Below are 16,394 nucleotides of genomic sequence, written 5' to 3'. Positions count from 1 at the left end.
AACATAAAGATACGACTTTCTTTTACACATACAAATTTTTTAATTTTTCTATTTTGAGCACAACTGAAACGATTTTAGCTACCGCAAAACGAACTTTACTTTCCGAAAGTAAAAGCATCGCAGATCTTGTAAATTACTTAGATGAAGACTTTGCCAAAAGTGTTACCGAAATTTATAACACCAAAGGAAGATTGGTAGTAACTGGAATTGGCAAAAGCGCTTTAATCGCTCAAAAGATTGTAGCCACTTTAAATTCTACGGGAACACCTTCTATGTTTTTACATGCAGCAGAAGCCGTTCATGGCGATTTAGGAATGGTACAACCAGAAGATATTATCATTTGTATTTCAAAAAGCGGCAATAGTCCTGAAATTAAAGTATTGGCTCCGTTATTAAAACGTTTTGGCAATACCTTAATTGGAATGACAGCAGATAAAAATTCGTACTTAGGAAAAGAATCACACTATATTTTACATGCTTATGTTGAAAGTGAAGCTTGTCCAAACAACTTAGCACCGACAAATAGTACTACAGCTCAATTAGTATTAGGAGATGCTTTAGCTGTTTGCTTAATGGAAATGCGCAACTTTAAAAGTGAAGATTTTGCCGTATATCATCCAGGAGGAGCTTTAGGAAAAAAATTATTACTTCGTGTGAAAGACATGTTAGATACTACTCACAAACCAATGGTTACTCCGGATGCTTCTATCAAAAAAGTAATCATGGAAATTTCAGAAAAACGTTTGGGTGTAACAGCTGTTATTGAAAACAATCAAGTGGTAGGAATTGTAACTGATGGTGATATTCGTCGTATGTTGAACAACCGTGATACTTTTACCGATTTAACAGCGCAAGATATTATGACTAAAAATCCAAAAAATATTAATTCTGGTATTTTAGTTTCAGAAGCGTTGGATATTTTGGAAAACAATTCAATCACACAATTAGTAGTGGTTGACAACAACGAATACAAAGGAATACTTCACCTACACGATATTTTAAAAGAAGGAATCGTATAATGGCAGAAAAAAACATAAAAGAGATGTCGTTTTTAGACCATCTTGAAGAATTACGTTGGTTATTAGTTAGAAGTTCAGCAGCAATTTTAATTTGCGGAATAGTTGCTTTCTTTTTTAGCGATTTTATTTTCAATGAAATTATTTTTGGACCAAAAAGTCCCGACTTTGTCACCTATCAATTCTTTTGCGATTTAGGAAAACAATTTGACATGGCAGACACAATGTGTATCAACGAAATCAATCTCCCTATCCAAAACAGGGAAATGGGCGGGCAATTTTCGATGCACATGTGGACTTCGATTACGGTAGGATTTATTTTTGCATTCCCCTTTATTTTATGGGAAATTTGGAAATTTATTAGCCCGGCTTTATATGAAAAAGAGAAAAAATATGCCGCTTCGTTCATCATTGTTTCTTCAATTCTATTTTTTATTGGTGTATTGTTTGGCTACTATTTAATTGCGCCGTTATCAGTACAATTCTTTGCGAGTTATATTGTGAGTCCAGAAATTAGCAATTCGATTGATATTGACTCCTACATGAGTTTGATGAAAACATCCGCCATTGCAAGCGGATTGTTATTTGAATTACCAATTATCATTTTCTTCTTAACAAAGATTGGATTGGTAACACCAGAATTTTTAAGAAAATACCGAAAATACACTTTAGTCATCGTGTTAATTGTAGCAGCAGTTATTACACCACCAGATGTTTTGAGCCAAATTATCGTTACAATTCCAATTATGATTTTATACGAAGCAAGTATTTTGATTAGTGTTTTAGTTGTAAAAAGTCAAGAAAGAGAAAAATTAAAAGCATAAAAAATGACAGATTTAGTAAAAGAATTCAACGATTATCGTTCGAAAATGAACGAAAAATTATTAGCAGATAACAATAAAGTTATCAAAAGAATATTTAATGTAGACACTAATGCTTACATGGAAGGTGCTTTAGATGTAAAAACTAAAGAACTTTTAGGCTTAGTAGCGTCAGCGGTTTTACGTTGCGATGATTGCATCAAATACCATTTAGAAACTGCTTACAAAAACGGCGTTACTAAAGAAGAAATGATGGAAAGCATGGGGATTGCCACTTTAGTAGGTGGAACCATTGTAATTCCTCACTTAAGAAGGGCTTACGAATTTTGGGAAGCTTTAGAGGAGCAAACTAAATAATTGTTAAAAGATAAATTGTTAAATTGTTTATTCGTTTATTTGTAAATCGATTAAACAATCAAACTTCTAAACATGTAAACCTTAGAATGAAATTAAGAGCAGAAAATTTAGTTAAAACCTATAAAAAAAGAAGTGTTGTAAAAGGAATTTCCGTTGAAGTAAATCAAGGGGAAATCGTAGGTTTATTAGGTCCAAATGGTGCCGGAAAAACCACTTCGTTCTACATGATTGTAGGTTTAGTAAAACCAAATAGTGGGAATATCTATCTTGACGATATGGATATTACCAACTTCCCAATGTACAAACGTGCACAAAACGGCATTGGTTATTTGGCACAAGAAGCTTCTGTTTTTAGAAAATTAAGTATCGAAGATAACATTTTGAGTGTATTGCAATTAACCACACTTTCAAAAGCGGAACAAGAAGCTAAAATGGAAGAATTAATTGCAGAATTTGCATTAGAACATATTCGTACCAATAGAGGTGATTTACTTTCTGGTGGAGAACGTCGTCGTACAGAAATTGCTCGTGCTTTAGCAACTGATCCAAAATTCATTCTTTTAGATGAACCTTTTGCTGGAGTTGACCCAGTGGCGGTAGAAGATATTCAACGAATTGTTGCCCAATTAAAAAACAAGAACATCGGAATTCTAATTACTGACCATAACGTACAAGAAACTTTGGCGATTACAGACAAAACCTACTTAATGTTTGAAGGAGGAATTCTAAAAGCCGGAAAACCAGAAGAATTAGTAGCAGACGAAATGGTAAGACGTGTTTACCTTGGACAAAATTTCGAATTACGTAAAACAAAAATTGATTTTGATGCTCCGAAAACCACTATCGTTCATGGTAAAGGAGACTTAAATTTGAATAAAGAGTAGTTTTTTTTATAGCACAAAGTTTCACGATGTTTAGCACGAAGTTCCACTAAGATTTCTTTTTTTATTAATAGTATTCTTTGTCGTTCTAGAGATGCTTGGCAGCATGACAAACTATAAGTAAAGCATAATGTGAACTATGCAAAGTGTAACGCCAGAAACCTCGGTCTCTGTGTGTCTCTTTCAACGCAAACAATATCAAAAAAAACTCGGTGCATCTCGGTGTAAAAAAGCATGTCCCTATGTGTTTAAAAATCCGCCACCATCAGCGTTTTGCTCAAGCAAATCAGTTTCATCCGTGTGCTAAAAAGAATATCATTCGTTCAAAAGATGCTTAACAGCTTGACAAACTATACGTATAGTCAAATATGAACTATGCAAAGTGTAACGTCCGACCCTTCTGACTTAATAAACACAAAGTAAAACTATTGCGACTATGTGTTTAAATAAATAGTGTGCATTGTGCATTCTTTGTGACCTTAGTGGTTAAAAATCATCGAATACACTTTAACAACAGCTTATTTTTATTACCATTAAAAATATTCACATCCACCATTCCTTCTATACCTTGAATTTGAGCTTTTTCAGTGAATTGCCAAAATAGCCAATCGTCTTCTAAATGGTTGCGCCAAAAATTGTAATTAGCAATCCAAAGCGGATAATCTGAAAATTCTTCTTTTAAAAAATCGGTATAATAACTTTCACCTGAATAAATAATTGGCTTGACTTTATAATGCTTTTCTACCTTTTTCAACCAACGACGTAATCCTACTTTTAAACTATCTATTGATTGTGATTTTGGTAATTTTTCGATATCCAAAACAGGTGGCAAATCGCCTTTTTCTAGTTTTACATTTTTGATGAAATTTTCAGCTTGAGCAATCGAATTTTCATTAGGACGATAATAATGGTAAGCGCCTCTAATAAGTTCTCGTTCTTTTGAAGCTTTCCAATTCTCTTTGAATCTTTTATCTGTTTTATTTTTTCCAGCGGTAGCGCGAATAAAAACAAAAGACAATTCAAATGATTCATCAATATGATAGGTTTTTTCCCAATCGATTTCACTTTGGTATTCCGACACATCAAAACCTATGGCTTTGTCATCGTGTTTGTGTAATACTTCGTAAATTCGGATATCGGCTAATTTTCGCTCTTCTTTGGATAAGGTTTCAACATTCTTATCGGTTTTAAAACCTAAATAATACAAGAAGCCATCTCGAAATTTATAAATTCCAATTGCAACAAATAGCAATAAAACAAAAGAAAATAAGTAGAAAATCCATTTACTTTTAGCATTGGATTTTCGTTTTGCAATAGGTTTTCGTCTGTAACTTTTGGACGCCATTACACCTTAGCCATCATTTTATTACTGATTACAGAAACCAGCACATAACTAATGATAATCAATGGAATAGCCACAAATCCTAAAATAAAAAAGGACAATAACGAACCAATTAAAAACAAAATTTGCATTTTATATTTCGCCCAAGTAAATTCTTTAATTTTCAATGAAAACAACGGAATTTCAGCATTTAAGATATACGAACTCAAAATTGTGATGAATAACAATACAAAAGGATTATACAACACTGTAGTCAATCCTTCAAAATCATTAGCATATTGAATCATCGGAATACTCATAATTACCAAAGCGTTTGCAGGCGTTGGCAATCCAATAAAAGAATCTGTTTGGCGTGTATCGATATTAAAATTTGCCAAACGATAACAAGAAGCTAACGTAATTAAGAAGCCTAAATAAGGTACAAATCCCATATAAAAATACTCTTCCGTTAAATAATAAACCGAAGTAGAATCTTCTTGAATATTTTGAAACAATACAAACATCATTAATCCTGGCACTACGCCACAAGTCACCATATCTGCCAAAGAATCTAATTGTACGCCTAGAGGTCCAGCAACATTGAATTTTCTAGCTAAAAATCCGTCCCAAAAATCAAAGAAAATACCCAGACAAACAAAAATAAACGCTTCATCATAATAGCCTTTAAAAATAGCGATGATGGCTAACAATCCTGCTGCTAAATTTAGCAAAGTGATTAGATTGGGAATGTGTTTTTTGATATTCATATCAGAAATGTAAAGTTTTTTTATTCAGGTTTAATATGTACTACTTTTTTATCTTGGATAACCACTATATCACTATTCATGCGCTTTTTAAATGCAATCAATTTCTCATATACTAAATCCATTCCTTCCAGAATCTTAACTTGTTGTTTCGATATTTTTTTATTTTTTTTCATATGTTTAAATTTTATTTTTTAGCGGTAACATATAGTATCGCCTTTTTAATCATAGGTGTTTGCTTAGGAAAACTTGTTGTTAATGGCGATTTCATAATAACTTTTTAAATAATTAAATTTCTGAACATTACGAATTTCAAGTAATGAATCTTCTGACTTTGATGCTATTAATTCTGATTTCATTTGAGAATTATCAAAAATCATTAACTCATCAACAATAGGAATATATATAGAAAACAAATTTTTAATACCATTTAGATATCGTCTTTCAATAATATCTGATGGAATATTATGCCCTCCCTCCAAAACTCTTGTTGCTACCCTTTCTTTAGCAAGCTCAATAGTTTGCAACCAAAAAAATAATAAGGTTACCGTAAAACCTTCATTTTTAGCTGATAGAATTTTACTTTTATAACTTTTGGTGGCTAAAGTAGTTTCAAATGCAAAACTTAAATCCTCCTTCAATAAATCATTAATACGATTAATCATTATTCTTCCAGACTCCAATGCAACTTTTTCAGGTTGAAATGGTGATAATCCTTTAGCAATTTCATCTGCATTTACAAATTCTTTACAATCTAATATTTCAGGTAAAATTGTAAAGGAAGCTGTAGTCTTACCTGCTCCATTGCACCCTGCAATTATGTAAAGATTTTTATTTTTCATTACAACAAATATACCATTTTCAGGAATAAAAACTACCCTTCCCTAATTTACAGCAAATGTAATACAATAAGTTAATACTTTTAGAGTTTACTATTTGAGAAATTTATTTCATCTTTGTAAAAAAATTGGCATTGAAAAAGACCATTTTACTACTTTTAATTTGTTTTTGTGGGACAACCTATGGGCAAACCGTACGAAAATATTCAAATGAGTTTATGAATATTGGAGTTGACGCTGCTGCTTTAGGAATGTCTAATGCTGTTGTGTCTCATACTGGCGATGTAAATTCTGGCTATTGGAATCCTGCTGGATTATTGAAATTAGAAGACAAACAGTTTTCATTGATGCATGCTAATTATTTTGCCAATATTGCCCAATACGATTATGCAGGTTTTGCAATGCCAATTGACGATCGAAGTGCAGTTGGAATTTCGTTAATTCGTTTTGGAGTTGATGATATTTTAAACACTACACAATTAATTGATAGTGAAGGAAACATCGACTACAACAGAATTTCTCTTTTTTCTACTGCCGATTATGGCTTAACTGTTTCTTATGCTAGAAGTTTACCTATTGAAGGATTAAATTACGGAGTAAATGCAAAAGTAATCCGAAGAGTTATTGGTGATTTTGCTAATTCTTGGGGATTTGGATTGGATTTAGGAATTCAGTATATCAGTGATGACGAAGATTGGAAATTTGGTTTAATGATTCGTGACATTACTACTACTTATAATACTTGGACCATAGACGAAGAGAAGTTTCAAGAAATTGCAAATGCCATTCCAGGTGAAAATCAAGAATTACCTGAAACTAGTGAGATTACGCTGCCAAAAGCGCAATTAGGAATGTCAAAAAAATGGATTATTCGTTATGATTATAGCCTTTTAGCTGCAACCAATTTAAACATGCAATTTACTCGAACTAATGATATTATTTCAACCAACACTATAAGTATTGATCCTGCACTTGGTTTGGAATTTGGTTATATCGATTTAGTTTATTTGAGAGCTGGTGTTGGAAATTTTCAGCAAATCACTCAAATTGATGATTCAAGCAAATTAAGTTTTCAACCGAATATTGGATTAGGATTCAAATACAAAGGCATTCAAGTTGACTATGCTTTAACTGATTTAGGTGACCAAAGTGCGGCTTTATATTCCAACATTTTTTCCATAAAAGTAGACTGGGAATTGTTTAGATGATGGGTGTTTGATGATGGAAGATGGATGGTGAATGCTGAAACTAAACATATAAGTCATAAAAGTTTTTAAAAATAGAATTGAATAGCGTTGAAAAAGTACATAAAAAAGAAATTGAATAGCATAACAAACAAATCGCACATCTAATGTGAGCTATGTCAAGTGAAACGCCTAATAATAAAGACAAAGTATTTCTAATGTGCCTATGTGTTTAAAAAACAGTAAACTTCAATGCGCCTAGGAGAACCTATATCATCCGCGTGCCAAAAACTTGAAACCTGAAACTTGAAACAAAATACAGCATGACAAAAAAACTACTTTTCACAATTTTCACTCTACTAAGTACAATCGCTTATTCCCAAAACATCTCTCTTTCTGAAAAAGCAAAAGTTAGTATTTTAACTTGTGGTTTAGGACCAGAATCGTATGCTATGTATGGTCACACTGGTATTCGAATTCAAGATAGTATTCATGCTATTGATGTAGTTTACAATTACGGAGCTTTTGACTTTAGTACGCCTAATTTCATTGGCAGATTTATAAAAGGCGATTTACAATATTTTGTTACCAATGGTAGTTTTATCGATTTCTATTACAATTATCAAGCGGAAAATCGTGAAATCATTGAACAAGAATTAGCACTAACTCCAGCACAAATTAATACGCTGTTCCAACAATTAAATAATTCCGTTTATAGTGATGAACGTTATTACACCTATAAATTCATTGATAGAAATTGTACAACGATGGTAGTGGACAAAATCAATGGAATTTTAGGAAAGGAATACATAAAATCGGATAGTTCAAAGATGTCGTATCGCGAAATTTTATATCCGTACATGAGCGACTTTTACATGAAATTGGGAATTCAATTGATTTTTGGAGCAAAAGTTGATGAACCAGCCACTCGCCTATTTTTACCTTATGAATTCAAAGAGGCTATTTCAGCCACTAAACTAAATGGAAATAAAATTGAAAAGAGTGATTCAAAAATCCTTCAAGTTACTAAACCAGAAGTGCCATTTAATTGGTTAAACTCGATTTATTCTTTAATTACAGTGCTTTTAATTTTAGCACTTTTAAATAAGAAATGGATAAAAATTAGCTACTTTATATTTGCTGGATTATTAGGTCTTTTCTTCTCTTTGGTAGGATTATACTCTTTACATGAAGAGATACTATGGAATTATAACATTTTATTATTCAATCCTCTTTTATTGGTATTTGCTTGGTACATTAAAAAAGGAATTAAAGATAAAATACTGCTTTTAGGAAAAATAATTTTGGCAATGTTATTGGTGTATTTAGCTTATATGACTACAAAAATTCATTTAGGAATTGTTTGGCCTTTTATTGTCTTACATTTTTATTGGATTGGGAAAATTGTTTTACAGATTAAGAAATCAAGCAAAGCACGCGGATAAAACTGATTCGCTGTTGCGAAACGCTGAAATACACAGATTTTTATCAATTAATTTTTTCTTTACATACTCTCAAACTCCAACAACAGACAACTGAACACTGAACACTGATAACTGAATACTGAACACTAATTACTGTCCTCTAAAAAACAACACCGTACTCAACGTTTTCACGACGATATTAACATCTAAAAACAAACTTCTGTGTTTGATGTAGTACAAATCGTATCGGAGTTTCATCAAACTATCTTCTAGGTTAGAACCGTAAGGATAATTCACTTGTGCCCAACCAGTAAGACCCGGTTTAATTACATGTCGCGTTTGATATAACGGAATAGAAGCAGCTATTTGATCCACAAAAAATGGTCGCTCTGGTCTTGGACCGATAATAGCCATTTCGCCTTTTAACACATTAATAAATTGTGGCAATTCATCTAATCTTGTTTTGCGTAGAAATTTCCCGAAAGGAGTAATTCGACTATCATTTGTTGTAGCAAAAACAGCACCGTTTTGTTCGGCATTTTGCACCATAGTTCGCATCTTGTAAATGGTAAATGGAATTCCGTTTTTACCTACACGCTCTTGTGTATAAAAGAAACTTCCTTTGTTTACAAAAAGATTAATAATCCATAAAAGAGGCGCAATCAAAAAGAATCCTAACAATCCAACAACAGCAAAAACAAGATCAAAAAAACGAGTATAATACATATACAACTTGTTTTGATTGCTTCTACTAAATGGGAAAAACTTGTACAATTCTCTATCTTCAAATTGAATAGGCAAACGATAAGTACTGTTCTCGTATACCTGATTGTATTTTCTGATAACTATTCCTTTCTCTAATAATCGTAATAATTTATTATACAATTCAACCGATGCAAGTTTGTTTTTAACATTAGCAACCACGATTTCGGAAACGTAATTTTGGTACACAAAATCATCTAATTCTTCTGCAGAAACACGTGTCACGTTAGCCCCATTAGGATTTTCATCAATTGCAATATAACCAACCACTTTATAATGCGGATTAAACTTGGCTAATTCAGTAACCAAACTATCTACATCTTTACTGTTTCCAACGAATAACACCTTTTTCATAAAACGATTCGAAGCTAAGAAAACTATATAAAAGTAGCGCCAAACCGACAATGAAATTAAAATTGAAAAGAAAAACAGGATAATTTGCAAACGATTAGAAGGCAATACAGGCGTATAAAAAGGGGTTAATAAATAAAATAATACTGTAACCGAAGTAGTTAATATGATACTTTTAGAAATTTGAAAACGATTACTTGCGGTTTGCAAATTGTACATTTCAAATATGGTTCCAAAGAAAACAATATAAAGTGCTAGTACAATAGTCCAATAAAAACTTGTTTGCGAAACTCTGAAATAATCGAATTGAGTATAATGTCCAATTAATGCCAATGTAAGCACAGTAAATACAACATCCATAACACGCAATAAGATTTTGCGTTCGGAAATTTCAAAATGTATTTTTTGGGAGGCACTCATTTTTTTATAATTCTAATGCAAAGTAAGTAATTTAAAGGAAACCATGAAATCATCAATGAAAATTTATTGAAATAGTAATATGGCTTTTTAAAGATTTCTTAAATTACTAAAATCTGTGTTCCAAAAAAATAAAAACCTATAATTAAAATTTTCAAAATTCAAGACAACCACTTCACCCATAAAGTCCCCTCATGTAGACAATTCCTTCTAAGAAATAGTACTACATCTACATTTCAATCAAACAAGCGCAGCGCCTCTGTGTAACTCTCTCAACACCATCCACTTCCAAAAAAACCTCGGTGTAGCTCTGTGTAAAAATTTCAACATTCAACATTCGTTATTCCCCATTCAAAATTCAAAAACTAGAAACAATAAACTCGCAAAAGTGCAACGCCTCCTCTGTGCAGCTCTCTCAACACCATCCACTTCAAAAAAACCTCGGTGTAGCTCTGTGTAAAAATTTCAACATTCAACATTCGTTATTCCCCATTCAAAATTCAAAAACTAGAAACAAGAAACTCGCAAAAGTGCAACGCTTCCTCTGTGCAACTATCTCAAAACCATCCACTTCCAAAAAAAACCTCGGTGTAGCTCTGTGTAAAAATTTCAACATTCAACATTCGTTATTCCCCATTCAAAATTCAAAAACTCGAAACAAGAAACTCGCAAAAGTGCAACGGCCTCCTCTGTGCAGCTCTCTCAACACCATCCACTTCAAAAAAACCTCGGTGTAGCTCTGTGTAAAAATTTCAACATTCAACATTCGTTATTCCCCATTCAAAATTCAAAAACTAGAAACAATAAACTCGCAAAAGTGCAACGCTTCTTCTATGCAGCTCTCTCAACACCATCCACTTCCAAAAAAAACCTCGGTGTAGCTCTGTGTAAAAATTTCAACATTCAACATTCGTTATTCCCCATTCAAAATTCAAAAACTCGAAACAAGAAACTCGCAAAAGCGCAACGCTTCCTCTGTGCAACTCTCTCAAAAATATCCACTTCCAAAAAAAACCTCGGTGTAGCTCTGTGTAAAAATTTCAACATTCAACATTCGTTATTCCCCATTCAACATTCAAAAACTCGAAACAAGAAACTCGCAAAAGTGCAAAGCTTCTTCTGTGCAGCTCTCTCAACACCATCCACTTCAAAAAAACTCGGTGTTTCTCATTATAAAAAACTTGAAACTAAATTTCAAACTATATAAGGCATATAAGTTTTTTAAAGTTAAAAAAGATAACGTTTAAAAGTCCATAAAAGAAATAAAAATAGGATATAAGAATCATAAATCTAATGTGAGCTATGTTAAGTGTAACGCCTAAAATACAGACAAAGGATTACTATTGTGGCTATGTGTTTCATACACAAATCCGTTAACATCTGTGCTCCAAAAAATTGACTCATTTCATCACCCGATCTCACAGTCGCCCAGTCGCCTCGTCACCTCGTCTCCCTATCACCACTTCATCTCCCTCTCAACTCAAAACCCGTTTCCACTCCTCCTTTACCACATTCCAATCCATCTGTTCGATAAAATGACGAGCGTTCAAGGTTAAATCACTAGCTTTTTGTTGATCTTCCAGCAGACTACAAATCGCATCAGTCATCTTAGAAACATCATTATCCGAAACCAACAAAGCATTTTCTTTATCGGCCAATAAATAAGGAATACCACCTACATTAGTACTCACTACTGGCAAACCTAAAGCCATCGCTTCCATTACGCTAATTGGTGTATTATCAAAATGAGTAGTATTGATAAAAATATCATGTTCTGAGGCTAATTGCCACCAATCTTCTTTTGCTAATTGTCCTGTAAAATTTACTGCAACCTCAACAGATTCAGCAAATGCTTTTGTGGTTTGTAAACTTCCATCTTTGTCGGGTCCAACCATAGTTAAAGTTGCTGAAGGATATTTTTCTTGCAATTGTTGTAACACTTTAACTGCCATTTCGGGATTATAAATAGATGCAAAAGCGCGTACCCAAAGTAATTTTGGTGTTAACTCAGCTCTTGTTTTGAACTCGTATTTATCTATTTCAATCGAATTGGGAATGTGAATTACATTTGTAAATTCAGCACTTTCAAACGCCTGTTTTAAATAACCGGAAGGCGCAACGTTTTGATACGCATTACCAAAAACCATTCGGCATGACTTGGGATTGTTTTTAAGCCGATTTGGTAAATCACCACCATGTAAAATGGGAATGTATTTTATATTTAATAATCGTGCTAACTGACTACAAAAAAAGGCATACCAAAACGCTTTAGTACTATAGGTATCGATTAAAATATAAGATACTTGTTTGCGATACAAAACAACAGACCACATCATATCCAACATACGAAATAGAAAAGACTTTTTATTGGAGGCATAATAAACGCCAAAGCCTTCTTGCTCTAGATGAAGACCTAAAGTTTCTATTGTAGTTTTATTAAAACCATGCTTACTTAACCGATTCCCGAGATACAGCAGTTTCATCTACAAATTGGACTTTTAAAAGGGTTAAGGCATAGATAAAGGCAGGTGCAGCCAAACGCATGGCGGCATGGTTGATGGTGAGTAGCCAGAATAAGAAAAATGACAATAAAAATAAATGTTCTCGGTTATTGAAATATAAAACTAAAGGCGTAAATAATAAAATAATTAAAGCTCCTATACCAAAAGCACCATGTTCCGCTAATAACCTTGTTATTTCATTATGAGAAGCGGCTACTATACCGGTCATCTCTTCTCTATATTCTTTATTTTTACCAACCCCAATTCCCCAAATTGGATTTTCCATAAACATCTTCAATTCTGTTTCAGCGATTTGTTCTCTACCCCCAAGTTTGTCTTCTTTTACTCTTCCTCTTCCATCTTTGTTTGCATAGCGATTTTCAATCATTCCTCCAGTTTGCGTAACAGTATATGTCCAAACCATACCTCCTGCTAGAACAGAGCTAAACAACAAAACTAGAATAAAACTTTTTGTTTTAGCATTAGCGAACCAATACATTACAAAAATAAAAACGGCAATCATTGCTAGACCAGTAAAAACTCCCCCTCTAGAAAAAGTGACAATCGCTCGAAAAGAGACTACAATCAATAAAGCCGCATGAATTAGTTGTAGCTTTCTAGTTTTAGAAAATAAAACTAATAAGCTAAAAAAACAAAACATCCCTAAACCTAAAATAGTAGATACTTGATTAGGTCCAAACCCCCCCGAAGTTTCAAAATTTGATTGAGTTCCAGTTACAACATCTTTGATAGACGGAGTATACAAAAACAAATAAGTTAAAATAGAAACCAAGGGTAATGCTAGAGCTTTAATTATATATTCCAATTGAAGCATATTTACTCTTCTTTGATAGCAATAAATAGCACTCACAAACAAAGTAACTTCCCCTAAAATATTGAACAATATTGCCTTCCTCACATTTACATCATGCCCAAGTACATTTGCGCCTATGTAAATTCCTGGAATTAACAATAAAATAAACAGTGTATATATTAAAGAGTTCTTAGAAGTTCCAGAATACAACATTCCTAAAATTAGAAAATAAATGACTTCATACTTGGCGATTTCATGAGCAATATTTCCTTCAGTCATGCGCAACAAAACTTCTGAACTGATTACGTAAGCCGCTACCAAAAGCGCTTCATTATTTCTGTTTTTTGTGTTTATTATTAATATTGTTCCAAAAAAAGGTATTAACAAACCATAAATTTTAGAAATAAAAGGAATGGTGTAAATTGCAAATGCTAGCAATACATGTATTACTAAAATCAAGAGATATGTAGGTTTATTATTTTTCATTAATGCATTTTAAATACTGTTGAATGACCGCCTCTTCACTGTAATTCTCTACGATTTTCTGGTGTAAACTATTAGCAAAATTATTTTGTAAAATTTCACTCCCTATTATTTTCTTTAATGCAATAACAAATTCACTTACATTATCGCTCTTTACTAATAGCCCTTCTTTCTCATTATCAACCACTAATGGAATTTCTCCTACACTTGTTGCTACTATAGGTAATTTATGAAACCCATATTCTAATATTGCAATAGGCAATCCTTCTGATAAAGATGTTAAAATACCTATGCTCGACTGTTCCAAAATTTCTGATATATCTTGTTTTGAACCATAGATAAAAACGCAATTGGTTAATCCAAACGCTTTAATATCGTCCTTGATCCCTTGTGAATAGGCATCGTTAAAATCTTTTCCAATTAGATGAAACGTCCATGTGGGGTTTGTTTCATTAATTTTTTTTGCTACTTCTAATAGCATTTTATGATTTTTTTGCGGACGTAAATTAGCTAAGCATATGATTCGTTTTCCTTCTTCTCCTTTCAGAAGGGTAGCATCAACAATTCCACCAGAGGAAACTCCAGTAAAATTAGGCAAATAAGTCACTTTCTCACACCACAGCTTTTCTTGTGACCAATTTTTTAATTTGTTATTTACTGCAATTATCTGTGAAACGAACAAACTCGCTATTTGCAATGCAATAGTAGGGCGTTGTGTTAGCATCTCACTATTCCCATAATGATCATGCCAGATAAGCTGTAATTTCGGTTGAACCATTTTTAGAAGAACCCCAAAAAAAACAGAACTGCTATGAGCATGTATATGAGTAATATTATTTTGAACTACAAAACGTCTAAGTAAAAATAATGCTTTAAAATCAAATGTAGATTTCCGATTCAAATAGCCATACACTACATTTTTATCTAACTGATTTTTCAAAGCTCCTTCTGTTCGTGTGGCTACTAAAGCCCCAAACCCAATATTACGATTCAATGCATTAGCATAACTTACCGCCATACGTTCAGCACCTCCTGCTTCAAGGCTATCAATTAATTGTAGGATCCGTATTTCTTTTGAAAAAGCCAAGGATAATTACTTATTTAGTTAAGGATGTAAAAATAGAAAAAATCAAACAAACAAAGACAAGTTCAAAGACAAAATCAAGGTAAGTTCTGTTTTTAAACACATGGATACAATAGATTAGTTTTTCACTGATTTTAGCACGAGGCTTAGGACGTTTCACTTAACATAGCAAACATAGATTATTTAACCACAAAGGACACAAAGTTTCACACTAAGCCCACTAAGATTTTAAAAAAAATTAGGAAGAGAAAATCTACTCGTCTACTCGTCTCCAAATCATCCTCTTAACAACTTCTTAATCTCTGCTTCAAACTTATCTGTTGTGAATTGTCTGGACCAAGTTTGTCCTTCTGATGCCATTTTTTGATATACTTCTTGTTTACTTATAACCGCTTCTATTTGGTCTACATCTTGATTTAATTCTTCCTGTAAAATAACACCTCTACTTCCATTTCCCATCATATAGGAAACACAAGAAACTGGAGAAGCTATTGGCACACAACCCCAAAACATGGCCTCTGCTACTACTTTTGGCCAACCTTCACTTTTGGATGGTAAAATTAAAAAATGACTCGATTGATAGGCTTTTAGAACGGTTTCTCTGGAATGATTCCCCTTCAAAGAGATTATGGATTCTAAGTTATTTTGAGTTATATAAAGCTCTAATTCCTTTCTTAAAGAACCTTCACCATAAAGTTCAAGAATTACATTTTTGCCTCTTTTATACAATTCTTCCACAAGTTGAATAACATATAAAGGTTGCTTTCCCTTAGAAAGTGTCCCTATAAACAGAAACTTGAATTGGTTTTCATTAGTTCTCGACTCCGCTCGAAGTGACAATGAGTTGTTATCCTTTTTGTCAGACTGAGCGAAGCCGAAGTTGTTTTCATTAGTACCAGAATCTGCTCGAAGTGACAATGAGGTGTTATCTTCTTTGTCAGACTGAGAAAAATCTGAGTTGTTTTCATTAGTTCTCGACTCTGCTCGAAGTGACAATGAGGTGTTATCTTCTTTGTCAGACTGAGCGAAGTCGAAATTGTCTTCATTAGTTCCAGACTCTGCTCGAAGTGACAATGAGGTGTTATCTTCTTTGTCAAACTGAGAAAAATCTGAGTTATTTTCATTAGTTCTCGACTCCGCTCGAAGTGACAATGAGGTGTTATCTTCTTTGTCAGACTGAGAAAAATCTGAGTTATTTTCATTAGTTCTCGACTCCGCTCGAAGTGACAATGAGTTGTTTTCTTCTTTGTCGGACTGAGAAAAATCTGAGTTGTTTTCATTAGTTCTCGACTCTGCTCGAAGTGACAATGAGGTGTTATCTTCTTTGTCAGACTGAGCGAAGTCGAAATTGTCTTCATTAGTTCCAGACTCTGCT

Annotated in this window: 15 protein-coding genes; 6 read left to right on the top strand and 9 right to left on the bottom strand. The window is 33.0% G+C overall.

Annotated features, from left to right (window positions below; translation table 11 throughout):
• Window positions 1-53 precede the first annotated feature (53 nt).
• The 4 genes from AAEO58_RS07965 (at window position 54) to lptB (ending at window position 3,078) form a co-directional block, all read left to right on the top strand.
• Window positions 54-1,019 carry a KpsF/GutQ family sugar-phosphate isomerase gene (locus AAEO58_RS07965; protein WP_133609757.1) on the top strand — a complete coding sequence of 322 codons (966 nt, stop codon included), beginning with the start codon at window positions 54-56 and terminating at the stop codon, window positions 1,017-1,019.
• Complete coding sequence (gene tatC / locus AAEO58_RS07960; protein ID WP_341682942.1) at window positions 1,019-1,840, top strand: twin-arginine translocase subunit TatC; 822 nt, start codon at window positions 1,019-1,021, stop codon at window positions 1,838-1,840. The genes AAEO58_RS07965 and tatC overlap by 1 nt, the downstream gene beginning before the upstream one ends.
• Window positions 1,841-1,843: 3 nt before the next feature.
• On the top strand, window positions 1,844-2,194 hold the full coding sequence (locus AAEO58_RS07955) for a carboxymuconolactone decarboxylase family protein (protein ID WP_341682941.1): 351 nt from the start codon (window positions 1,844-1,846) through the stop codon (window positions 2,192-2,194).
• Between the two features lie 86 nt (window positions 2,195-2,280).
• Complete coding sequence (lptB, locus tag AAEO58_RS07950) at window positions 2,281-3,078, top strand: LPS export ABC transporter ATP-binding protein (protein WP_341682940.1); 798 nt, start codon at window positions 2,281-2,283, stop codon at window positions 3,076-3,078.
• 490 nt (window positions 3,079-3,568) lie between these two features.
• Here lptB and AAEO58_RS07945 read toward each other — a convergent pair whose 3' ends face one another.
• The 4 genes from AAEO58_RS07945 to AAEO58_RS07930 all read right to left on the bottom strand — a co-directional run bounded on the left by AAEO58_RS07945 (window position 3,569) and on the right by AAEO58_RS07930 (window position 6,002).
• Window positions 3,569-4,420 (bottom strand): glycoside hydrolase family 25 protein, encoded by an 852-nt coding sequence (locus AAEO58_RS07945; protein WP_341682939.1) that lies wholly within the window; start codon window positions 4,418-4,420, stop codon window positions 3,569-3,571.
• Window positions 4,420-5,163, bottom strand: coding sequence for a CDP-alcohol phosphatidyltransferase family protein (locus AAEO58_RS07940; protein WP_341682938.1), 744 nt, complete (start codon window positions 5,161-5,163; stop codon window positions 4,420-4,422). The genes AAEO58_RS07945 and AAEO58_RS07940 overlap by 1 nt, the downstream gene beginning before the upstream one ends.
• A 20-nt stretch (window positions 5,164-5,183) precedes the next feature.
• Window positions 5,184-5,336 carry a hypothetical protein gene (locus tag AAEO58_RS07935; RefSeq protein ID WP_341682937.1) on the bottom strand — a complete coding sequence of 51 codons (153 nt, stop codon included), beginning with the start codon at window positions 5,334-5,336 and terminating at the stop codon, window positions 5,184-5,186.
• Between the two features lie 63 nt (window positions 5,337-5,399).
• A complete protein-coding gene (locus tag AAEO58_RS07930) occupies window positions 5,400-6,002 on the bottom strand; it encodes an ATPase (protein ID WP_341682936.1) in 603 nt (200 codons plus the stop codon).
• 131 nt (window positions 6,003-6,133) lie between these two features.
• Between AAEO58_RS07930 and AAEO58_RS07925 the strand changes: the two genes are divergently transcribed.
• Together AAEO58_RS07925 and AAEO58_RS07920 are read left to right on the top strand one after the other, a co-directional pair.
• Window positions 6,134-7,207 (top strand): putative type IX sorting system protein PorV2, encoded by a 1,074-nt coding sequence (locus AAEO58_RS07925; protein ID WP_481129025.1) that lies wholly within the window; start codon window positions 6,134-6,136, stop codon window positions 7,205-7,207.
• 299 nt (window positions 7,208-7,506) lie between these two features.
• Window positions 7,507-8,628 carry a lipoprotein N-acyltransferase Lnb domain-containing protein gene (locus tag AAEO58_RS07920; protein WP_341682934.1) on the top strand — a complete coding sequence of 374 codons (1,122 nt, stop codon included), beginning with the start codon at window positions 7,507-7,509 and terminating at the stop codon, window positions 8,626-8,628.
• A gap of 129 nt (window positions 8,629-8,757) precedes the next feature.
• On the opposite strand, the gene AAEO58_RS07915 is transcribed toward AAEO58_RS07920, so the two are convergent.
• From AAEO58_RS07915 to AAEO58_RS07895, 5 genes are all read right to left on the bottom strand, one after another.
• Entirely contained in the window at window positions 8,758-10,140 is a 1,383-nt protein-coding gene (locus AAEO58_RS07915) for a sugar transferase (protein ID WP_341682933.1), read from the bottom strand.
• Between the two features lie 1,472 nt (window positions 10,141-11,612).
• Window positions 11,613-12,620, bottom strand: coding sequence for a glycosyltransferase family 4 protein (locus AAEO58_RS07910; protein WP_341682932.1), 1,008 nt, complete (start codon window positions 12,618-12,620; stop codon window positions 11,613-11,615).
• Window positions 12,586-13,938 (bottom strand): O-antigen ligase family protein, encoded by a 1,353-nt coding sequence (locus AAEO58_RS07905; protein ID WP_341682931.1) that lies wholly within the window; start codon window positions 13,936-13,938, stop codon window positions 12,586-12,588. Before AAEO58_RS07905 ends, AAEO58_RS07910 begins: the two co-directional genes overlap by 35 nt.
• A complete protein-coding gene (locus AAEO58_RS07900) occupies window positions 13,928-15,022 on the bottom strand; it encodes a glycosyltransferase family 4 protein (protein ID WP_341682930.1) in 1,095 nt (364 codons plus the stop codon). The genes AAEO58_RS07905 and AAEO58_RS07900 overlap by 11 nt, the downstream gene beginning before the upstream one ends.
• Before the next feature lie 273 nt (window positions 15,023-15,295).
• Window positions 15,296-16,394, bottom strand: a 1,099-nt coding sequence (locus AAEO58_RS07895) for a glycosyltransferase (RefSeq protein WP_341682929.1), incomplete at its 5' end; no start/stop codon positions are given.

Source organism: Flavobacterium helocola, assembly GCF_038289885.1.
Classification (GTDB): Bacteria; Bacteroidota; Bacteroidia; order Flavobacteriales; family Flavobacteriaceae; genus Flavobacterium; species Flavobacterium cheniae.
This window is presented reverse-complemented; position numbering and strand designations above follow the sequence as displayed.